Raw genomic sequence first — 20,753 nt, forward strand, 5'->3', positions numbered from 1 at the left:
GGTGGCTCGCTTCAGCGATCCGAAGCGAGCCAGCCGGTCAGGATGTAGAGCAGCACGCCGACCGGAAAGGTGACTACGGCCAGGACGACCAGTCCGAGGCGTGTGAGCAGCGGGTCGATGTTGAAGTGATCGGCGAGACCCGCACCGACGCCCATCAGCTTGGCGTCCCGCCGATTGAGGTGAAAGCGCTTGTCCATCGTCCGCGCTCTCAAGCCAGCGGCAGCGGGCCGACGGCGGCGGAAACGAACAGCATGGCGGTGATGAACGCGCCGGCGAAGCTGACGGCGATGTCGCGAGCGGTGGAAGAGGTCGAAGCGAACATGATGAACTCCCTGTCTTTGATCGTGGCGGACCCGACCACCGGGTCCATGCCATCCTCGTTGCAGGGAGCGTGCCAAATTGAAAAAGTGCTTACTTTTCAGTGTCGGAAAAGACTAATCGTGACCGGGGTGGCGGATTTCGCACCTCGAGTTGGTGAGAAATCCCACTAGCCGTTGACGATCGTGCCACCGTTGGGGTGAAGCACCTGGCCGCTCATGTAGCTGGAATCCTCGCAAGCCAGGAACAGGAAGGCCGGAGCGACTTCGTTGGGTTGGCCGGGGCGCTCCATCGGCGTGTCTTTCCCGAACTCCGGGATCTTCTCCTTGGGCTGCCCACCGAACGGGTTGAGCGGAGTCCAGATCGGACCCGGAGCCACCGCGTTGACCCGGATGCCGTCCTTGATCAGGTTCTGGCTCAACGATCGCGTGAAAGCCGTGATCGCGCCCTTGGTGGCGGAATAGTCGAGCAGGATCTCGGCGCCCTTGTACATGGTCACGGAGGTGCAGTTGACGATGGCCGCGCCCGATCTGAGATGGGGTCGGGCTGCCTGGACCATGTAGAACATCGAGAAGATGTTGGTCTGGAAGGTTCGCCGCAGCTGTTCGTCGGTGATGTCCCGGATGTCCTTGTCGGGGTGCTGCTCCCCCGCGTTGTTCACCAGCACGTCGAGCCTGCCGAACGTATCCACCACCTGCTGAACGGCCCGCTCGCAGAACTGCTTGTCGCCGAGGTCGCCAGGGATGGCGATGGCCCGGCGACCCTCGCCCTCGACGATCGCCTTGGTCTTTTGAGCATCGTCATGTTCGCACAGGTAGAGGATGGCGACGTCCGCGCCTTCCCGAGCGAAGAGCGCCGCAATCGCGCGGCCGATGCCGCTGTCGGCCCCGGTCACGATGGCCACCTTGTCCTTCAGCCGGCCGGAGCCCGGATAGCGCGGTGTCCAGTCCGGCTTGGGCTCGAGCTCGCTCTCATGCCCCGGCAGCTGGTCCTCGTTGACCATGTCGATCGTCTCGGCCACCGGCTCTACTCCTTGGGCGCGATGCCCGCGCCTTCTTCACCGAACGCCTCGATGGTGGACTGGTCCTGCCTGTCGTTCGGCGGAGCCTTTTCGAGCGGCGTGCTTCCCGTGGGTCCAGGCTTGAACGCCTTGCGGCTGCCGTCGCCCGGGTCGTCCGACATCTCGTTGTTCTGGTTCTGGGTCCACTGCCCATCGTTCGGGTTATGCTGGCTCTTGCTCATGGCTCTGCTCCGGAAAGTTGGTTCAGCCCTGCCGCTGGGCAACGGCAGTCGCGCGGCGCGGCTCGCGCTTGATCGCGGCGGGCTGGGGTTTGGCGGCGCGGCACTGCGCGACGATGGTCGGGAAGTCGAACTCACTGCTGGTTGCCAGGGCGTCGGCGGTGGCGGCCTGGCACGCTGCCTGAGTTTCGTAGCGAGCGGGGACGACAGCGACCTGCTGGCAAGCTGCCGAACCGTCGGCACAGCCCAGGATAGCGATGACGTAACTTACGGGGCCCATTGGGAAACCTCATGATCCGAACTTGCGGGGTCAACCGCGCAGCACGGCGGCTTGTTCCCGTTGTTACGGCCCGGTGTGCATTGCCCGGCGGGCCCCTCGTGCCTACCTGAGCAGAAGATGGCGCCCACCGCAGATCAGCAGGCACGAGAAGGATCGGGAATTCGCACCCTGCTGCGCTTCCTCCCGTTCCTGTGGCCGGACAATCGACCCGGGCTCAAGCTGCGGGTGGTGGGGTCCTTCACCCTGGTCGTGCTGTCGATCACCCTCACTACCCTGGTGATGCCCAAGGCGTTCGGCGCCGCCATCGACCGGATGACCGCCGGTCGGGAGGCGGCCGCGGGGATCGCGGTGGCGCTGGTCTGCGCCTATGCCGCCGCCCGGTTCGGGGGTGTGCTGCTCGACAATCTGCGCAACGCCATCTTCGAGACGGTGGGCCAGGAAGCCACGCGCCACCTGTCCGAACAGACCTTCGCGCACCTCCACCAGCTGTCCCTCCGCTTCCACCTGGAACGGCGCACGGGGGCGGTCACCAAGATCATCGAGCGGGGATCGAAGAGCATCGACATGATGCTCTACTTCCTGCTGTTCAACCTGGCGCCCACGGTGCTGCAGCTGAGCATCGTGGCCGTGCTGTTCTGGACCGAGTTCGGCCCAGGCCTGGTCGGAGCGACGGCCCTCGCGGTGATCGCCTACATCTGGTTCACCAAGACGGTCACGGACTGGCGGGTTCGCCTCCGCGAGCAATGGACGGAGGAGGATACGGCAACAACGGCCCGCGCCGTCGACAGCCTGCTGAACTTCGAAACCGTCAAATACTTCAACGCGGAGCAACGCGAGCAGAAGCTGTACGGGCGTGCAGTCGAGCGGCTCGCCCGTTCAACCGTCAAGGTCGAAACCTCGCTCGCCTGGATGAACATCGGGCAGAGCTTCATCACCAACCTGCTGATGGCGGGTGCCATGGGGTACACCGTCTGGGGCTGGAGCCGCGGGCAGTTCTCGCCGGGGCAGGTCGTGGTCGTGAACACCCTCCTCATGCAGCTCTTCCGGCCACTCGACATGCTGGGGACCGTGTACCGCACCATCCGTCAGGGCCTGACCGACATGGATGCCATGTTCCGGCTGCTCGACACGCCCGCGGAGGTGGTGGACCGGCCGGGCGCCGAGACGCTGCACGTCGGCCGCGGTCATGTCCGGTTCGAGGACGTGCATTTCGGCTATGACCCGGAGCGACCGATCCTGAAGGGCATTACGCTCGACGTGCCTCCGGGTACCACCTGCGCGGTGGTTGGGCCCTCGGGGGCGGGCAAGTCGACGCTGGCGCGGCTGCTGTACCGCTTCTACGACCCCAATGCGGGACGGATCACCATCGACGGGCAGGACATTGCCGGCGTGACCCAGGCTTCGCTCCGCGCGGCGATCGGCATCGTTCCGCAGGATACCGTGCTGTTCAACGACACGATCGGCTACAACATCGCCTACGGGCGAGACGGAGCGGCACAGGTCGAGGTGGAGGCGGCCGCACGCGGCGCCTCGATCGATACTTTCATCGCGGCGCTTCCCGACCGCTATGACTCAATGGTCGGAGAGCGCGGGCTGAAGCTCTCGGGCGGCGAGAAGCAGCGGGTCGCGATCGCCCGCACCCTGCTGAAGAACCCGCCGGTGCTGATCCTGGACGAGGCCACCAGCGCGCTCGACAGCCGCACGGAGGAAGCGATCCAGGCGACGCTGAACGAGGTTGCCCGCAACCGGACCACCATCACCATCGCCCACCGCCTTTCGACCATCGTCGGGGCCGAGCAGATCGTGGTGCTGGACCAGGGTCGGGTCGCGGAGCGCGGAACGCACGCCGAGCTGCTGCGCAAGGGCGGCCTCTACGCCGAGCTGTGGGCGCGGCAGGCTTCCGAACGGGAGATGCAGGAAGCGGCGGAGTAGAGCGCTGCCGCCGCCCCTCTAGTGGATGCCGGTTGCCCCGAGCAGAGCCCACGCCTCGGAACTGAGGTCGGCCCGGCAGCGCTCCAGCACGCGGGCGGCCTGGTCCGCATTCAGCCACTTGCCGAAGGATCTCGCCTCCCCGTTGCGCATCCTGAGGCTCGCATCGTCTTGCCGATCATAGTCGTGGCCTGGAATGCCGCCGACCCGCTCGAGCGTGCGCATGCGATCGAAACGGGATGCGGCGATGGCCCTCCGCACCACCTCGGGGTCAGGCGCGGTTCCGAGGAACCTGAGCAGGCGCTCGACCTCCAGCTCGGGGCTGGCCTGCAATTGCTCGTAGCTGAGAACCAGGTGCCTGCGCTCCTGCAATGCATCCGCCCAGCCATTGAGGAAGCGACAGAGGGCCTGGATCCCGTAAGTCCGGTCCTCCAAGAACTCGTCGATTCCCCCAGCGAAGACATGCTTGTGCCGGGTTGCATGGAAGTAGGCCGAAACGAGCACGTCTCGGGGGTCGCGGACCAGGAAGGCGATCGGCCGGTCGAGGAAGATGCGCTCGGAGAACGGCAGATGGCTGACGAGCACACGCGGATACCGCCCGCCGCCTGCAGTTTCGACGGAAGCACCCAGGCCGCGCACCGGATCGAAGTCGAAGTTTGGCAACACTCGGAACGTGGTGGTCAGGTCCGGCTGGAAGCCGAGCCCGGCCGCTTCGGCATAATAGCTGGACAAGAGGAAGCGCAGCCAGGTGCGTCCGCTCTTGGGGAAGGAGATCAGGAAGGCGTCGGCCTGCGCGGCCGCGGCGCGTAACCGGGGCTCATCCCGCCAGCGGCGCTTCACCCCCTTTGCGAGAGCCTTGATGCGAGGGCGGGTGATTGCGAGTTCCAAGTGCTGACTCCCGAACGGCCACGCTGCGTCCTGATTGTGCGCCCATGAGCATGATCGCTGTCGATCGGGACGGGAGTCGAGTTCCAAGAGGGAGTAGAGCGAAAGCTTCGGTCGCTGCGGCCGGTGTTCGGAGCTCAGGCCGCCGCGGTCGCCCACCCCAGCCTCGGGATTGCAATGCTGCGCTTGCCGCTCAGGTCGACGCGGGTGACGATCAGCTCGCGGCTTTCGATATATTGCAGAAGGCGCCGGACGCGGCCCAGGCTGGCGGTGCCGTAGCTCGCGGCGATGGCCTCGTCCGAGGGGCAGGGCTCGCGATCGCGGGCGGCGCGGGCGAGGAGCAGGAAGGGACCGAGCATGTCGTCCGGGAGCTCGCCGGCGGCCTGGAGTGCCTCCTCCCAGCTCTCGTCGGCCGCGTCGAAGATGCCGGCGCGGGCCATGGACAGGCGGCGGGTGAAGGCCGGCAGGTCGAGCGGTGCGCGCATCACCCCCGCCATGCGGCAGCGAATGGTGAAGTCCTGGTAGAGGACGGAAGACGAGCGGCCGCCGCTGTCCGGATCGGCGACGAGGGCGCGCAGGACGTCGGCGACCACGGTGGCGGTTTCCTCGTCGGTCTTGTCCGGGGTCGCGTCCGCGCGAGTGGGGGCGCTGGCGGCCAGTGACTGGAGGAGTGCTTCGGACGGCAAGGGGGCAGGCGAACCCCGGTTCAGGGCCGGCGTGACGGGAGGGGCGTCGTCGCCGGGAGCGAACAGGAGCCCCTGCATCTCCCCTTCCGCTGGCGCTTCGGGAAGCGGAACGAGCTTCGGGCTCATCGAGCGCGCCTGCGTCTCCACCGCGCCGATCGCAACCGACACGGGTCGTCGGCAGATGGCCGGGCCAAGCGCCAGGAAGGTGCCGCGCGGCAGGTCGCGGATGATCTCCGCCTGGCGGCGCTCCATGCCGAGCAGGTCGGCGGCGCGGGCCATGTCGATGTCCAGGAAGGTCCTGCCCATCAGGAAGTTGGAGGCCTCGGCCGCGACATTCTTGGCGAGCTTGGCCAGGCGCTGGGTGGCAATGACGCCGGCCAGCCCGCGCTTGCGGCCGCGACACATGAGGTTGGTCATCGCGGACAGCGAGGCTCGCCGCACCTCCTCCGCCACCTCGCCGCCGCCGGCAGGGGCGAACAACTGGGCCTCGTCAACCACCACCAGCGCCGGATACCAATGCTCGCGCGGGGCATCGAACAGGCCGGACAGGAAAGCAGCGGCGCAGCGCATCTGCCCTTCGGCCTCCAGCCCCTCGAGGCTCAGCACCACGGACGCACGATGCTCGCGAATGCGGCCTGCGAGGCGGGCGATATCCTTCTCGTGCAGGTCGGCGGCCTCCACCGCGACATGGCCGTAGCGGTCGGCCAGCGTGACGAAATCGCCCTCGGGATCGATCACCACCTGCTGCACCTGGCCGGCGCTCTTCTCCAGCAGGCGCCGCAGCAGGTGCGACTTGCCCGAGCCGCTGTTGCCCTGCACCAGCAGCCGCGTCGCCAGCAGCTCCTCAAGATCGATCGTGACGGCCTTGCCGTGGCCGTCCTGCCCCATGTCCACGCTTACCGTCATTGCCACGCCGTTTGGACGGCTGACGGGCCGCTTACAAGCTTGCGCCCGGCGCGGCGCCGCCCGAAAGGGGCCGCTGTGACCGACCCGCACCACATCCTGCGTTCCACCTTTGGCTTCAATGGCTTCCGCGGCGTGCAGGAGCAGGTGGTGGGGCGCGTGCTGGCCGGACAGCATACGCTGGCGGTGATGCCGACGGGGGCGGGCAAGTCGCTCTGCTACCAGCTGCCGGCGCTGGCGCGCGAAGGGACGGCATTGGTCGTGTCGCCGCTGATCGCGCTGATGCACGACCAGATCCGGGCGGCGGATGCGCTGGGTATCCGGGCGGCATCGCTGACCTCGGCCGATGACCGCGAGGCGGTGGCGAAGCGCTTCCTGTCGGGCGAGCTGGACCTGCTGTACGTGGCGCCGGAGCGGGCGACGGGCGAAGGCTTCCGGCGGATGCTGGACCGGGTGCACCTGTCGCTGATCGCCATCGACGAGGCGCATTGCGTCAGCGAGTGGGGGCATGATTTCCGGCCCGACTATCGCCAGCTGCGGCGCTTGCTGGAGGAGCATGCGGAGGTGCCTCGGCTCGCCCTGACCGCCACCGCCGACCGGCGGACGCGGACCGATATCCTGATGCAGCTCGGGATCGCGGAAGACGGGCTGATCGTCGCGGGCTTCGACCGGCCGAACATCCGCTACGTCATCCGCCAGCGCGAGCAGACCGGCAAGCAGCTCAAGCAATTGCTGGCGGAGCGGCCCGGCCCGGCGATCGTCTATGCGCCGAGCCGCAAGGAGACGGAGAAGCTGGCGGCGGAGCTGGGCGACACGGGTCGGCCCGCGCTACCCTATCATGCCGGGCTTCCACCGGAGGTCCGCGCGCGCAACCAGGCCGCCTTCGTCAATTCGGAAGAGATGGTGATGGCCGCGACCATCGCCTTCGGCATGGGCATCGACAAGCCGGACGTGAGGACTGTGGCGCATGCCGCGACGCCCAAGTCGATCGAGGCCTATTATCAGGAGACCGGCCGCGCCGGGCGCGACGGGGAGCCAGCGGAGGCGTGGCTGTTCTGGGCCGCGAAGGACTTTACCCTCGCCCGGCAGCGGATCGCCGAGGAGGTGCCGCCCGACCGGCGCGCGTTCGAGCTCGACAAGCTCAACGCGCTGGCGGCGCTGGTGGAAACGCCGGGCTGCCGCCGCGCGGTGCTGCTGCGCCACTTCGGGGAGGAGCCGCCGGCAAGCTGCGGCAATTGCGACAACTGCCTCGAGCCGCCAGCGACAATTGACGTGACGGAGGTCGCGCGCAAGTTCCTCTCCGCCGCCTTCCGGACGGAGATGCGGTTCGGGGTCACTCACCTGGCCGACGTGCTGGGCGGCAAGGAGACGGACAAGGTGCACAGCTTCGGGCACCACCGCCTGTCCGTGTTCGGCATCTGCACGGAAGAGGAGCTGAAGCTGGTCAAGCCGGTCGCGCGGGCGCTGGTGGCGCGCGATGCGCTGCGGGCGGACGATTACGGCGGACTGAGCTTCGGGCCGGGCGCCAAGCCGATCCTCAAGGGTGAGGAGCCGGTGGTGATCGCCGTACCACCCGCGCGGCGCAAGCGGCGGCGGGCGGACGACGGGCCGGCCGATCCGCTGTTCGACCTCCTGCGCGACGTGCGCCGGGTGCTGGCGCAGGACGCGGGGGTGCCGCCGTACGTCGTCTTCCACGACAGCACGCTCAGGGAGATCGCCGCCGCCCGCCCGCGCACGCTGGCGGAGCTCGGCCGGGTGCAGGGCGTCGGCGAGACCAAGCTGCAGCGCTACGGCGACGCCTTCCTGGAGGCGGTGCGGGCGCACGCCGCCTGACAGTGCCGCCCGGCTCGTGTAAGCAGAGGCCATGAACCTGCCCGACCCGGTGCATTGGGCGATCCCGGGCTTCGTCCTGCTTCTGCTGGCGGAGATGCTGGTGGCGCGCTCCCGGCGGCAGGCCCTGTTCCACGGCAAGGACACGCTCACCTCGCTCGGGCTGGGCACCGGCAGCGTGGTTGCGGGCCTGCTTCTGGGCGGTCTGGTGTTCGCGCTGGCGACGTGGGTGTGGCAATTTCGGCTGGTGAACGTGCCGTGGACCTGGTGGGCGTTCGTCCTGTGCTTCGTCCTCGATGACCTCGCCTATTACGTCTTCCACCGTTCCGCGCATCGGGTACGCTGGTTCTGGGCAAGCCATGTCGTCCATCATTCCAGCCAGCGCTATAACCTCAGCACGGCGCTGCGGCAGACCTGGACGGGCTTCTTCAGCCTCGCCTTCCTGTTCCGAATGCCGCTGTTCCTCCTCGGCTTCCCGCCGGCGATGGTGCTGTTCTGCGCCGGCGTGAACCTGGTCTACCAGTTCTGGATCCACACGGAGGTGATCGGACGCTGTCCGCGCTGGTTCGAGGCGGTGATGAACACGCCCTCGCACCACCGCGTCCACCATGCGGTGAACCCACGCTATCTCGACCGCAATTATGCCGGCGTGTTCATCGTCTGGGACCGCATGTTCGGCACCTTCGAGCCCGAGCGGGACGAAGACCGGCCGAACTATGGCATCGTCAAGCCGCTCGGCTCCTTCAACATCCTGTGGGCGGCCCTGCACGAGTGGGCCGGCATCGCCCGCGACCTGTGGTCCGCGCCGTGGCGGCACAAGCTCGGCTACCTCCTGCGCGAGCCCGGCTGGAGTCACGACGGCAGCCGCGAGACGAGCGAAATGATCCGGGAGCGCTGGCGCCAGCAGCAGCCTGGGGGTAGCGCGTCAGAGCCCACCGGAGTCCAGCGGGGAGCCGACCATGTTCAAGCAGCTTGACGACAAGACCCTTGTTTGCGGCCAGCTCCGGCCGGACCAGCTCGAGGAGGCGCAGCGTCATGGCGTCACCCTGATCGTCAACAACCGTCCCGACGGCGAAGAGCCGGGTCAACCCCTGTCCGCCCAGATCCAGCAGGCCGCAGAAGCGGCAGGCCTGGAGTATCGGAGTATCCCGATCTCGCGCGGCATCGGGCCAGCGGACGTCGACGCCATGCGCGACGCGATCCACGCCGCAGGTGATGGCAAACTGCTGGCTTTCTGCCGAACCGGAACCCGCTCCACCTATGCGTGGGCCGTGGCCAAGCGGCAGGACGGAGCCGACCCGGAGGAACTGCAACGCTGCGCCGGACAGGCGGGGTATGATCTCGGGCCCGTCAGGCACTTGCTGTAAGCCGTCATCCCGGCCCTGAGCCGGGATCCGCCTCTCCCTTGGGGTGCGCGAGGGAAGGCAGACCCCGGGTCGAGCCCGGGGTGACGACACTAGAACGGGGTCACGTCGCCCGCCGCAAGCTCTTCCGGCCGAGGCTGCCGGCCGAGCATGGCGTTGCGATGCGGGAATCGGCCGAAGCGGGCGATGACGTCGTGGTGCTTCCGCGCAAAGCCGAGCTGGTAGTCGTCGCCTAGCGCGGTGAACAGCAGCAGCGACTGGCGCTGATCGTCCAGCTCTTCACTATGTTGGAAGGGCATGTAGAGCATGCCGCGCTCGCGTGGGGAGAGCTGCCCGTCGTACTCGCGCGCGACCGCCCCTTTTGCGATGGCGAGCGCCAGCAGGTCGGTCGCGAACTGGTCGGCATGGCCCCGGTACATGTTCCGCGGGAACTGGTCGAACAGCACCACGGCGGCGAGCGCCGCGCGCGGATCCGTGAGGAAGGTTTCGGCCGGATACTGCCGCTGTTCCTCGTACAGCTCCTCGAAACGGTCGCGGACCTCCACGTCGAAGGCGGCGTCCGCCTTCCACCAGCGCTCGTCGGGAAGGCCGAACCAGAAGCCCAGCACCTCCCCGCGCCAGTCCACCTGTCCCGAGGCCGGACGAGTGGTCAGGCGGCAGTCCCGCCGACCGTCAGGCCGTCGATCAGCAAAGTCGGCTGACCCACGCCGGCCGGGACCGACTGGCCGCCCTTGCCGCAGATGCCGACGCCCTCGTCCAGCGCCAGGTCGTTGCCGATGCCCTTGACCCGGGTGAGGACCGTAGGGCCGTCGCCGATCAGCGTCGCGCCCTTGATCGGCGCGCCGAGCCTGCCGTTCTCGATCCTGTAGGCTTCGGTGCAGGAGAAGACGAACTTGCCCGACGTGATATCCACCTGACCGCCACCAAAGCTCTTGGCGTAAATGCCGTTCTTCACCCGGCCGAGCAGCTCCTGCGGGTCGTCCTGCCCGCCGAGCATGAAGGTATTGGTCATGCGCGGCATGGGGGCGTGAGCGAAGCTTTCCCGGCGGCCGTTGCCGGTGGGCGCCACGCCCATCAGCCGGGCATTGAGCCGGTCCTGGAGGTAGCCCTTGAGGATCCCGTCCTCGATCAGCGTCGTGCGCCCCGTCGGCGTCCCCTCGTCGTCGATGGTCAGCGAGCCGCGGCGCTCGCCCATGGCGCCGTCGTCCACCACCGTCACCCCCGGTGCGGCGATGCGCTCGCCGATCCGACCCGAGAAGGTGCTGGTGCCCTTGCGGTTGAAATCGCCTTCCAGCGTGTGGCCGACCGCCTCGTGCAGCAGCACGCCCGGCCAGCCGGGGCCGCAGACCACGGTCATCTCCCCGGCGGGGGCGTCCACCGCCTCGAGGTTCACCAGCGCCTGCGCCAGTGCGATGTCGATGGCGCGGTTCCAGGTCGCCGGGTCGAACAGGCGGTCGTAGAGGTAGCGCCCGCCCAGGCCATGGAAGCCCATCTCGCGCCGATCGCCTTGCTTGGCGACGATCGAGACGTTCAGGCGCACGAGTGGCCGGACGTCCGTCGCGACGAAGCCGTCCGCCCGCACGATCTCGACCACGCTCCAGCTCGCCTGGAGGCCAACACTGACCTGGGCGACCCGCGGATCGCGGGCGCGGGCGGCGGCGTCGATCTGCTGGCAGAGCGCGACCTTGTCGGCGAACGGGATGAGGCTGAGCGGATCGTCCGCGCCATACATCGCCTGGTTGGTGCGCGGCGGCGGCGCGGCGTGCGAACCCTTGGCCGGGTCGAGCAGCTGCAAGGTCGCCGCCGCCCGTTCGATCGCGGCGACGCTGATCTCGTTGGCATGGGCGAAGGCTGTCGTTTCGCCCGTGACGCCGCGCAGGCCGAAACCGGTGCCGGTGTTGTAGTCGGCCGTCTTCAGCCGACCGTCGTCGAAGCCGAACGCCTCCGACGCGCGATATTGGAGGAACAGCTCGCCATCCTCGCAGCCGCCGAGGTGGCGCGCGGCCAGGCGCTTCGCCTCGTCGGGGTCCAGCGCCTCACGGTAGATGAAGCGCCTCGGGTCATGCAGGGTCACGCCGCCGCCGCGTCCGCCGGCCCGCCCTCCAGGATGAAGCGGCGGTCGCAATAGCCGCAATCGACGAAGCCCTTCTCATCGATGCGAAGGAACACGCGTGGATGGCCGAGGGACGGGTCGATCTGGCCCGAACCGTCGCACTTCACGCTGTTCGTCTTGACCCGGATGACCTCGGGCGGCGGAATGGTTTCTGACATGGGAAGGAGGTAGCAACCCCCTTCGCTCGCTTCAACCGACGCACCTATTGATAATCGGCGTAGATCTCGAACTCGGCGGAGTAGAGACCCTCCGCCTGGTCGGCAGCCACGGATAGCACGCCGCCGACCCCCACGAAAAAGGCACGGCTGCTGTCGATGGTGCGAATGGGAGAACCATCGAGGCTCATCGCGAGGACGTCAATGGTGTCGCCGGTGCCGTTCGTGAGCACGGGCGGGGGCACGAGCAGAACGAACACCTGCTGCCCGGGCGTCCCCGCTCCGGCGAAGCGGGCACGCTGCCCCAGCGCCGAAGATAGTCCTGTCACGCCGCCGGAGGTGGTGCGGGCCCCGCTTGTTGCATTGATCGCAACCATGCCCGCCGTGCTGGACGTCATCACCGTCCCGAAATCCAGGTCCTGGACCCGCGTGATCGTCAGCGGCGTCAACAGCAGCGCCCGCGCCTTTGCCGCAGGAACGGCGCCAACCGGCGCCGCCGCCGCTGGCACCGTCCATGTCATGCCTGCCAATGCCGCAAGCGCGCAGATCCGTCGCACGTGTCCACCCCACTTTGGTCCGTGATGAACCGCAAGGTAGGGATGCCGCACTACCGCGGGTTCAACAGGAAGGGTGCAGAGCGGCTTAACCCTGTTCGTCAGGACTCAAGGGTATTGGATGATGATGTCGAAGGTCCCCGTATACAGGCCTTCCACCTGGTTGGCGCCGACCACCAGCGTCGCCCCGACGTTGAACTCGAACGCCTCCAGCCGGGCCAGCGTGCGCTTGTCCGAGCCCTGCAGCGTGAAATCTCGAACGGTCATGGTCTCCGTGCCGCCGACCCGGGTGATGGTGAGTGGCTGGTTGGGCACCTTGATGTTTACCACCGCCGAGCTGCGGGCCGCGCCGATAAAGGTCGCCGGCATCGGCGTTCCGCCCACGCTCACCACTCCGCCGGTGGTGGTCAGCGCACCCGTGTTCGGGTTGATCACGGCGGTCCCGGCGGTGGTCACCGCCAGGTAGCCGAAATCCATGTCGTTCTTCCGAACCACGGTGAGCGGGAAGATCAGCGATGCTCTCGCCTTCGCTTTGGGCGATGCGGCAATCGGTACTGCTTCGGCCGGAGCGCCGGTGGCAAGCAACAGCGCGAGGCCCGCGAGCAAGGGGAAGCGAGAGAACGGCACGATGGTTCATGCCGCTACAGGGTTAATCTGAAATCCACTCTAGCGAGTAAGGTAAACGCGCTCTTTACCGGCAGCGCTTCCGCCCGCGCCGGGGCGCGGCTATGCGGCTGAACCATGAATGACAGCGAAGCCGCGATCCGCATCCGCGACCTTGGGAAGACCTATGCCGGGGGCAAGCGTGCGCTGGACGGCGTGAGCTTCGACGTGCCGCGCGGCCAGATCTTCGGGCTGCTCGGACCCAATGGCGCGGGCAAATCCACGCTGATCAACATCCTCGCGGGCATGGTCGTGAAGACCGGCGGCCAGGTGGAGATCTGGGGCTTCGACATCGACCAGCATCCGCGCAACGCCAAGCTGTCGATCGGCGTCGTTCCGCAGGAAATCATCTTCGATCCCTTCTTCACCCCGCGCGAAACCCTGGAGATCACCGCCGGCCTGTACGGCGTACCTCCCGCGGAGCGACGGAGCGACGCGCTGCTTGCCGCCATGCACCTCACGGACAAGGCCCATGCCTACAGCCGTACGCTGTCAGGCGGGATGAAGCGCCGGCTGCTGGTCGCAAAGGCCATGGTCCACTCGCCCCCCATCCTGGTCCTGGACGAACCCACGGCCGGGGTCGACATCGAGCTTCGGCAGCAGCTCTGGGCGTACGTCAGGGAGCTCAATGGCCTTGGCGTGACCGTGGTCCTGACCACCCATTACCTGGAGGAAGCCGAGCAGCTGTGCGACCGGATCGCAATCATCAACCATGGCAGGGTCGTGGCTGACGAGCCCACGCGCGAACTGGTCGGCCGGGCGCAGGAGAAGGCGGTGCTGGTGACGGTGGACCGCGACCTGACCGCGGCCCCGCAGGCGCCCTGCTTCGACCGGATCGCCATGACGGGAGAGCGAACGCTGGAGATCATGTACCGCAAGGACCGGGTCAACGCCGGTGACGTGCTCGCCGCGCTGCAGGGCGCTGGCCTCGGCATCGTCGACGTGTCCACCCGCGATCCGGATCTTGAGGACGTGTTCCTCCAGCTCACCCGGAGCGGGGCGGCCTAGTGGCGCAGGCGTTCGACGTCCTGGTGGTCGGCTCGGGCGCCGCGGGGCTGACCGCCGCGCTCAACCTCGCCGAGCAGCGCAAGGTGGCGGTGATCGCCAAGGGCGCCCTGGGCGAAGGCGCGACGGGCTGGGCGCAAGGCGGCATCGCCGCGGTGCTGGAGGCCGGGGACAGCTTCGAAAGCCATGTCGAGGACACGGTGATCGCCGGCGCGGGCCTCAACGACCGGGCGGTGGTCGAGCATGTGGTCAGCGCCGCTCCGTCCGCGATTGCTCGGCTCGTGGAACTCGGCGTGCCGTTCGCGACGGAAGGCGACACCTTTCACCTCACCCGCGAGGGCGGGCACAGCCATCGCCGGATCGTCCACGTTGCCGACGCGACCGGCGCGGCCGTGCAGCGAGCCCTCGAAAAGGCCGCGGCGGCCAACCCCAACATCACCCTGCTGCCCGACATGGTCGCCGTGGACCTGATCACCGGACGGCATGGGGAGCGCTTCTCCACCGAAGGCGCGATCCACGGCCTTTATGCCTACAACCGGAAGAGGCGCCGGGTGGAGACGCTGACTGCGCGCGCAACGGTCCTGGCGACGGGTGGCGCGGGGCGGACCTACCTGTTCTCCACCGCTCCACGCGGGGCGACCGGCGACGGCATCGCCATGGCGTGGCGGGCGGGGTGCCGGGTATCCAACATGGAGATGATGCAGTTCCACCCGACCTGCCTCTACCATCTCGAGGTCAAGAACTTCCTCATCACCGAGGCCGTGCGTGGGGAAGGTGGGCACCTCAAGCTGCCGACCACCGGCGAGCGCTTCATGCCGCGCTTCGACGAGCGGGCCGAGCTCGCTCCACGCGACGTGGTGGCGCGGGCGATCGACTTCGAGATCAAGCGCCTCGGCCTCGACTACGTCCACCTGGACATCAGCCATCGTGAACCGGACTTCGTGCGCAGCCACTTCCCGACCATCTACGAGAAGCTGCTCGGCCTCGGCATCGATATCACGCGGGAACCGATCCCCGTGGTGCCGGCACAGCATTACACCTGCGGCGGGATCGTGGTCGACCTGGATGGTCGCACCGATGCCCCGGGCCTCTATGCCGCCGGCGAGTGCACGGAAAGCGGCCTCCACGGCGCGAACCGGCTGGCCTCCAACTCCCTGCTCGAATGCCTCGTCTTCGGGGAAGCGGCCGCCAAGCATATCCTCGGTCATTGGAACGACATTCCCGCCGTTCCGCCAGTGCGGGAATGGGACGAAAGTCGCGTCACCAACAGCGACGAGGAAGTGGTCATCGCCCAGACCTGGGGCGAGATCCGCCGCTTCATGTGGAACTATGTCGGGATCGTCCGCACCACCAAGCGGCTGGAGCGGGCCAAGCGCCGGATCGACATGCTCCGTCAGGAAGTCTCCGAATATTACCGCCACTTCCGGGTGACGCCCGACCTCATCGAACTCCGCAATCTCGTGGAGGTGTCCGACCTCATCATCCGCTCGGCCTTGAGCCGCAGGGAGAGCCGCGGCCTCCACTATACGCTGGACCATCTCCGGCAGCTCCCGGAAGCGAAGGATACCGTGCTGGCGCCCTGATCCGCAGCTTTTTCCGTTCATCGCTGTTCGGGCACGCTTCAACGGTGCGCCTGGTTCATGTTCCCCCTATCGCTCGAGGAACTCGGCTAACGCCTCTTGATGCACGATTCGTTGAAGGAACGCCCACGGAACAAGGGCTTGTCCGAGCCACGACAGCAGATCGCAGGCGCTCTGAAGCGCGCCTTTCCGCTGCCCGAGTCCGGCTCCTTCAACGATCTGCTGGCCGCCATCGACCACGTCGCGCCGAGAGGCCGATAAAAGGAAGCGGCGCCGGTCAGGGGTCCGGCGCCGCTTGGGCTCACGCTGGTCGTGTTTGGTCGGGACGGTCAGACCAGCGCGGCGATCGTGGTCACGGCAATGCCCCAGAGGAAGATGAACGCCGGGAGCATCAGCACCTGGATCGATGCCGAGCCGGCGCCGCAAGTCCCTGTTTCCGTCCGGATCCCCCGAGCAAGGAACCGATCGAAGCTGAGCGCCTTGGCATCCTTGGCCGGCTTCATCCGCGCCCAGAGCATCGGCACCACCGCAAAGGCGGCGACGAAGATGAAGTTGACCGCCATCGGGACTACCAGCCCGGCGTCGGCGAACCCGATGCTCATGACGGCCAGGTAGGCCGCGAACAGGCCGAAAACGGCGAGCAGCAGGCCTGTCGGCAGTTCAAACGTCCGGTCCTTGCAGCCTTCGCTGATCGGCGCGGGCAGGACGGGCGCGGTGACGATCTCCTGGCGGGCGAGAAGTTCCAGTTGGTCGATGCGGGCGGTCATCGAATTGCTCCTTTGAATTGATGGAGCGGAGCTACGCCGGCGACTCGACCGCGCGTTTGATCTGGATCAACGGACGCCTAGGGAGATGTACGGAGTTGCGGCTTCCCTCTGGGCCCCACCCTGCTAAACCCGCCCGTTCATGGCCGACCAGAACCACCTCTACCTCGTCGACGGGTCCAGCTACATCTTCCGCGCCTATCACCGGCTGCCACCCCTGACGAACCGTCATGGGCAGCCCGCCGGAGCCGTCTATGGCTATACCGCCATGCTGTGGAAGCTGGCCGACGGGCTGAACAAGGCCGACGGACCGACGCACATGGCGGTGATCCTGGACGCCTCCGAATCCACCCACCGCAACCAGATGTACGACGGCTACAAGGCGCATCGCCCGCCGCCGCCAGAGGATCTGGTGCCCCAGTTCCCGATGATCCGAACGGCGACCCGGGCCTTCTCCATCCCCTGCATCGAGCAGGACGGGCTGGAAGCCGACGACATCATCGCCTGCTACGTCACGGCCGCCACGGAAGCCGGCTGGAAGGTCACGATCGTCAGTTCCGACAAGGACCTGATGCAGCTGGTCAAGGACGGCTCGGTCGACATGCTCGACACGATGAACGACCGGCGGATCACCGAAGCGGAGGTGAACGAGAAGTTCGGCGTCGGACCGGAGAAGGTCGGCGACGTGCTCGCCCTCATGGGTGACAGCGTCGACAACGTTCCCGGCGTGCCGGGCATCGGCCCCAAGACGGCCACCCAGCTGATCCAGCAGTTCGGCGACCTTCCGACCGTGCTGGCCTCTGCCGAGCAGATCACCAAGCCCAAGCTGCGCCAGTCGCTCATCGACCATGCGGACGCCGCCCGCCTGTCACGCGAGCTGGTGCGGCTGGTGTGCGACGCCAAGCTGCCCGAGCCGCTCGATGCGCTGGCTCTGACCGGCATTCCCAAGGAGCCGCTGCGCGAGTTCCTGGAGGACCAGGGTTTCAAGACCCTGATGAACCGGATGGTCGGCGGCGGCACAAGCCCGGCGAGCAACACCGGAAGCGGCGGCATGACGTCAGCCGCTCCCAAGGGACCGGCACCGGCCGAAGCTATCACGGTCGATCGCTCGAAGTATGAGACCGTCACCAGCGTGAAGGCGCTGCAGCGCTGGATCGAAGAGGCCGAGGCTCAGGGGTATGTCGCGGTCGACACCGAAACGGACTGCATCGACTGCGTGGTGGCGAAGCTCGCCGGCATCAGTCTCGCGACGGGGCCGAACCGCGCCTGCTACATCCCCGTCGGTCATTCGGGCGCGGACCTTTACAGCGAGGCGCCGGACCAGCTTCCGCCCTCCGTGGTGCTGCCCCTGCTGCAGGGTCTGCTCGAGGATCCGGCCGTTCTCAAGATCGGCCATAACCTGAAATACGACCAGACGATCTTCTTCAAGCACGGGATCAGCGTCGCGCCGCTGGACGACACGATGCTGATGAGCTTCGCCCTGGATGCCGGACGCGGAGTTGGCGGGCACGGCCTCGACGAACTCGCCAAGCAGCACTTCGAGCATGAGTGCCTGAGCTTCAAGGCGGTCTGCGGCACCGGCAAGAACCAGATCACCTTCGACAAGGTCCCGCTGGCCCAGGCCACGGAATATGCCGCGGAGGACGCCGACATCACCCTGCGGCTGTGGCAGCGGCTGAAGCCGCGCATTGCGGTCGAGAACGTCGCCCGCGTCTACGAGACGGTGGACAAGCCGCTGGTGCCGGTCATCGCCTGCATGGAGCGGCACGGGGTCAAGGTCGACCGCGACTATCTGGCGCAGCTGTCGCGCGACTTCGCGACGGAGATCGCCAGCCTGGAGGAGCGCGTCTACGAGGCGGCGTGCGGCCCGTTCCAGATCGGCTCCACGCAGCAGTTGGGGCAGGTGCTGTACGAACGGCTTGGGCTGAAAGGCGGGCGCAAGGGCAAGAGCGGGGCCTATTCCACCGATGTCAACGAGCTCGAACGGCTGGCGGGCGAAGGCGTGGCCTGCGCCCGGCTCGTGCTCGACTGGCGTCAGCTGACCAAGCTCAAGACCACCTACACCGACGCCTTGCAGGCCCAGATCAACCCGGACACGGGCCGGGTCCACACCAGCTTCAGCCTGGCGGTGGCGCAGACGGGGCGGCTGTCCTCGACCGACCCCAACCTCCAGAACATTCCGATCCGCACCGAGATCGGCCGCAAGATCCGCGACGCCTTCGTCGCCGAGCCCGGCCATGTCCTGATGAGCGCCGACTACAGCCAGATCGAGCTGCGCCTGGCCGCTCACATGGCCGACGTACCCCAGCTCAAGGAGGCCTTTGCGGCACGCGAGGACATCCACAGCATGACGGCCGAGGAGCTGTTCGGGCACGTCGACCGCGACACCCGCAACAAGGCCAAGACCGTCAACTTCGCCATCCTGTACGGCATCTCGTCCTGGGGCCTGGCCGGGCGGCTCGGCATTTCCAAGGAAGAGGGCAAGGCGATCATCGACCGCTATTTCGAGCGGTTCCCGGGCATCCGCGGCTACATTGAGAACACGCTTTCGTTCGTCCGCGAGCACGGCTTCAGCGAGACTTTGTTCGGGCGCAAGACGCACTTCCCCAACATCCGCGCCTCCAACCCCAGCCATCGGGCGGGGTCGGAAAGGGCCGCGATCAACGCCCCGATCCAGGGCACCAGCGCGGACATCATCAAGCGTGCCATGGCCCGCATGGACGGCGCCCTGCGCGATGCGGACCTCAGCGACGTCCGTATGCTGCTGCAGGTCCATGACGAGCTCGTGTTCGAAGTGCCGGAAGGGCGCGAAGAAGCCGCCGCGGCCGTGGTGCGCCGAGTGATGGCGGAGGCCGCGGAGCCTGCGGTCAAGCTCACCGTCCCGCTGGACGTGGAAGTCGGTTGGGGCGCGCACTGGGGCGCGGCGCATTGAGCGAACACCCTGCGCCAGCCGCCCCGTCCGCCGATCTCGCGGCCCTGGCGCGGGGTGGGCGGATCAACTTCTTCGGCTTCGTCCTGCGGCTGCTGGCCCGCCTCCCCTTTCTCTTCATCGCCGGCCGGATGTACGGTCCGGAGGCTCTCGGCCGCTTTGCCTATGCGGTCCTGATCGTCGAGTTTGCGGCGCAGCTCTCCACGCTTGGGCTGAAGCGGGGACTGGCCGAGCAACTTGCCAAGAGCGAAAAGCCGCACGTTTGCGTGACATGGGACGCGCTGCTCGTTGCGGCGGTGGGCTCGTGCATCGGCATGGCCCTGCTCTTCACCTTCCCTCAGGCCATGTTCCCGAATTCGGAAATCCATGGCCTGGAGTGGCTGCTGCCGGTCGCGGTGCTGGCCCTCGCATGGAGCGATGTGATGCTGGCCGCTCTCGCCTACCGCCACGACGTCGGCGCGACCGTCCGGGCGCGGGCGATCGTGGAGCCCTGGACGATCAGCATCGCCGCCTTTGCGCTAGCCTACGTGTCCAAGCGCGACGGCCTCATCTTCGCCTACGCCCTCTCCATGGTCGGCGCCGTGGTCGCGTCCGCCATTCCCTTCTTCCGCACCTATGGCGTCGCCCATGGCTGGAAGCCCGACCCGGCCGGGCTGTGGAGGATGACGCGGCGCTACCTGCCCGTGGCCGCTGCCGACACTGTCGAGTGGGGCAGCCGCCGGCTCGACATCGCCATCCTCGGCCTGTTCGCCTCTCCGGCCGTGGTGGGCATCTATTACGTCGCGCAGAACGTCGCCTCGCTGCCGTCCAAGCTCAAGACCAGTTTCGATCCGATCCTCGGCCCGGTGATCGCCAGCAACATCGAAAAGGGCGATCGGCTCGCCGTTGCCAAACAGGTGCGGCAGGTCGGCTTCTGGGTCATCGCCGCGCAGGCCGCGGTCGGGCTTGCGCTCGGCATCCCCGGCGAGGGCGTGATGGGACTGGTCGGGCCAGCCTTCGTCGCCGGGACCGCGGCGCTCAGCTTCCTGCTCGCGGCGGAAGTGGTCGCAGCGACCGCGACGACCAGCGAGGCTGCGCTCATCTATACCGCGCGCCATCGCAACATGATGATCAGCCTGGGCATGATCGCCCTGCAGGCGGTGCTGACCGTGGGTCTGCTGATCCTCTTCCGCACTCTCGATTGGCTGGAGATGTGGCAGGCGACCGCTCCCGCCGTCGCGTTGATGCTGGCACTTGGCTTTGCGGCCGTCACCAAGGCCCGGCTGCTGTCACGGCTGCTCGGCGCCCCGGTCAGCGGCTGGCGCTGGCCGCTGATCTGGGCTGCAGTCGCGGCGATCGTCGTGGGTCAGTTGATGGTCATGCTGCCCGAATGGCTGGAGCTGATCGCCGGCATTCCCGCCATCCTTGCCGCCTTCGGTTTCGTGATCTGGACGCGCGGGTTCGGCCCGCAGGACCGCGAACTCTTCCGCATGCGCAAGGCCGACATCGAGGAACTGGCGGAAGCCGAGCTGCCCGCCCCCGGGACGACCAGCAATCCGGTTCGGTAAGCCGTGGGC

At 67.6% G+C, this 20,753-nt stretch carries 21 protein-coding genes; 8 read left to right on the top strand and 13 right to left on the bottom strand.

What is annotated here, in order from left to right:
- Window positions 1-11: 11 nt before the first annotated feature.
- The 5 genes from JT720_RS04975 to JT720_RS04995 all read right to left on the bottom strand — a co-directional run bounded on the left by JT720_RS04975 (window position 12) and on the right by JT720_RS04995 (window position 1,837).
- Window positions 12-197 (bottom strand): PspC domain-containing protein, encoded by a 186-nt coding sequence (locus JT720_RS04975; protein ID WP_205479768.1) that lies wholly within the window; start codon window positions 195-197, stop codon window positions 12-14.
- 11 nt (window positions 198-208) lie between these two features.
- Window positions 209-370: a hypothetical protein gene (locus JT720_RS04980; protein WP_205479769.1), complete on the bottom strand. Its 162-nt coding sequence runs from the start codon at window positions 368-370 to the stop codon at window positions 209-211.
- 117 nt (window positions 371-487) lie between these two features.
- Window positions 488-1,321, bottom strand: coding sequence for an SDR family oxidoreductase (locus JT720_RS04985; protein WP_237219760.1), 834 nt, complete (start codon window positions 1,319-1,321; stop codon window positions 488-490).
- A 23-nt stretch (window positions 1,322-1,344) separates the two neighbouring features.
- A complete protein-coding gene (locus JT720_RS04990; protein WP_205479771.1) occupies window positions 1,345-1,560 on the bottom strand; it encodes a hypothetical protein in 216 nt (71 codons plus the stop codon).
- A gap of 22 nt (window positions 1,561-1,582) precedes the next feature.
- The gene (locus JT720_RS04995) at window positions 1,583-1,837 is read right to left on the bottom strand and encodes a hypothetical protein (RefSeq protein WP_205479772.1); all 255 of its coding nucleotides are present in this window, start codon (window positions 1,835-1,837) and stop codon (window positions 1,583-1,585) included.
- Window positions 1,838-1,954: 117 nt separating this feature from the next.
- Here JT720_RS04995 and JT720_RS05000 point away from each other — a divergent pair, with 117 nt between their 5' ends.
- Window positions 1,955-3,769 carry an ABCB family ABC transporter ATP-binding protein/permease gene (locus JT720_RS05000; RefSeq protein WP_205479773.1) on the top strand — a complete coding sequence of 605 codons (1,815 nt, stop codon included), beginning with the start codon at window positions 1,955-1,957 and terminating at the stop codon, window positions 3,767-3,769.
- An 18-nt stretch (window positions 3,770-3,787) separates the two neighbouring features.
- Here the strand turns inward: JT720_RS05000 and JT720_RS05005 are convergent, their stop codons facing one another.
- Both JT720_RS05005 and JT720_RS05010 read right to left on the bottom strand, forming a co-directional pair.
- Window positions 3,788-4,654 (bottom strand): sulfotransferase domain-containing protein, encoded by an 867-nt coding sequence (locus JT720_RS05005; protein ID WP_237219652.1) that lies wholly within the window; start codon window positions 4,652-4,654, stop codon window positions 3,788-3,790.
- Window positions 4,655-4,788: 134 nt separating this feature from the next.
- On the bottom strand, window positions 4,789-6,243 hold the full coding sequence (locus JT720_RS05010) for a helicase HerA domain-containing protein (RefSeq protein WP_205479774.1): 1,455 nt from the start codon (window positions 6,241-6,243) through the stop codon (window positions 4,789-4,791).
- A gap of 75 nt (window positions 6,244-6,318) precedes the next feature.
- Between JT720_RS05010 and recQ the strand changes: the two genes are divergently transcribed.
- From recQ to JT720_RS05025, 3 genes are read left to right on the top strand one after another with little or no spacing between them, the layout of a single operon-like run.
- Window positions 6,319-8,073 carry a DNA helicase RecQ gene (gene recQ / locus JT720_RS05015; RefSeq protein WP_205479776.1) on the top strand — a complete coding sequence of 585 codons (1,755 nt, stop codon included), beginning with the start codon at window positions 6,319-6,321 and terminating at the stop codon, window positions 8,071-8,073.
- A gap of 31 nt (window positions 8,074-8,104) precedes the next feature.
- Window positions 8,105-9,046: a sterol desaturase family protein gene (locus JT720_RS05020; protein ID WP_205479777.1), complete on the top strand. Its 942-nt coding sequence runs from the start codon at window positions 8,105-8,107 to the stop codon at window positions 9,044-9,046.
- Complete coding sequence (locus JT720_RS05025) at window positions 9,030-9,437, top strand: protein tyrosine phosphatase family protein (protein ID WP_205479779.1); 408 nt, start codon at window positions 9,030-9,032, stop codon at window positions 9,435-9,437. The genes JT720_RS05020 and JT720_RS05025 overlap by 17 nt, the downstream gene beginning before the upstream one ends.
- A gap of 89 nt (window positions 9,438-9,526) precedes the next feature.
- Here JT720_RS05025 and JT720_RS05030 read toward each other — a convergent pair whose 3' ends face one another.
- The 5 genes from JT720_RS05030 to JT720_RS05050 all read right to left on the bottom strand — a co-directional run bounded on the left by JT720_RS05030 (window position 9,527) and on the right by JT720_RS05050 (window position 12,883).
- Window positions 9,527-10,060, bottom strand: coding sequence for a DUF924 family protein (locus JT720_RS05030; protein WP_336511938.1), 534 nt, complete (start codon window positions 10,058-10,060; stop codon window positions 9,527-9,529).
- A gap of 23 nt (window positions 10,061-10,083) precedes the next feature.
- Entirely contained in the window at window positions 10,084-11,508 is a 1,425-nt protein-coding gene (tldD, locus tag JT720_RS05035; RefSeq protein WP_205479780.1) for a metalloprotease TldD, read from the bottom strand.
- Window positions 11,505-11,705, bottom strand: a complete 201-nt coding sequence (locus tag JT720_RS05040) for a zinc-finger domain-containing protein (RefSeq protein WP_205479782.1) — start codon at window positions 11,703-11,705, stop codon at window positions 11,505-11,507. Before JT720_RS05040 ends, tldD begins: the two co-directional genes overlap by 4 nt.
- Before the next feature lie 44 nt (window positions 11,706-11,749).
- Window positions 11,750-12,259 carry a DUF4402 domain-containing protein gene (locus tag JT720_RS05045; protein ID WP_205479783.1) on the bottom strand — a complete coding sequence of 170 codons (510 nt, stop codon included), beginning with the start codon at window positions 12,257-12,259 and terminating at the stop codon, window positions 11,750-11,752.
- A gap of 105 nt (window positions 12,260-12,364) precedes the next feature.
- On the bottom strand, window positions 12,365-12,883 hold the full coding sequence (locus tag JT720_RS05050; RefSeq protein ID WP_205479785.1) for a DUF4402 domain-containing protein: 519 nt from the start codon (window positions 12,881-12,883) through the stop codon (window positions 12,365-12,367).
- 114 nt (window positions 12,884-12,997) lie between these two features.
- Here JT720_RS05050 and JT720_RS05055 point away from each other — a divergent pair, with 114 nt between their 5' ends.
- Entirely contained in the window at window positions 12,998-13,927 is a 930-nt protein-coding gene (locus JT720_RS05055) for an ABC transporter ATP-binding protein (RefSeq protein ID WP_205479787.1), read from the top strand.
- Window positions 13,927-15,507: an L-aspartate oxidase gene (nadB, locus tag JT720_RS05060; protein WP_205479789.1), complete on the top strand. Its 1,581-nt coding sequence runs from the start codon at window positions 13,927-13,929 to the stop codon at window positions 15,505-15,507. The genes JT720_RS05055 and nadB overlap by 1 nt, the downstream gene beginning before the upstream one ends.
- 326 nt (window positions 15,508-15,833) lie before the next feature.
- Here the strand turns inward: nadB and JT720_RS05065 are convergent, their stop codons facing one another.
- On the bottom strand, window positions 15,834-16,271 hold the full coding sequence (locus tag JT720_RS05065; protein ID WP_205479791.1) for a hypothetical protein: 438 nt from the start codon (window positions 16,269-16,271) through the stop codon (window positions 15,834-15,836).
- A 139-nt stretch (window positions 16,272-16,410) separates the two neighbouring features.
- Between JT720_RS05065 and polA the strand changes: the two genes are divergently transcribed.
- Both polA and JT720_RS05075 read left to right on the top strand, forming a co-directional pair.
- Complete coding sequence (polA, locus tag JT720_RS05070; protein WP_205479792.1) at window positions 16,411-19,200, top strand: DNA polymerase I; 2,790 nt, start codon at window positions 16,411-16,413, stop codon at window positions 19,198-19,200.
- Entirely contained in the window at window positions 19,197-20,744 is a 1,548-nt protein-coding gene (locus tag JT720_RS05075) for a lipopolysaccharide biosynthesis protein (RefSeq protein WP_205479793.1), read from the top strand. Before polA ends, JT720_RS05075 begins: the two co-directional genes overlap by 4 nt.
- The last annotated feature ends 9 nt before the right edge of the window (window positions 20,745-20,753 follow it).

The organism is Sphingomonas arenae (genome assembly GCF_016924655.1).
Taxonomy (GTDB): domain Bacteria; phylum Pseudomonadota; class Alphaproteobacteria; order Sphingomonadales; family Sphingomonadaceae; genus Sphingomicrobium; species Sphingomicrobium arenae.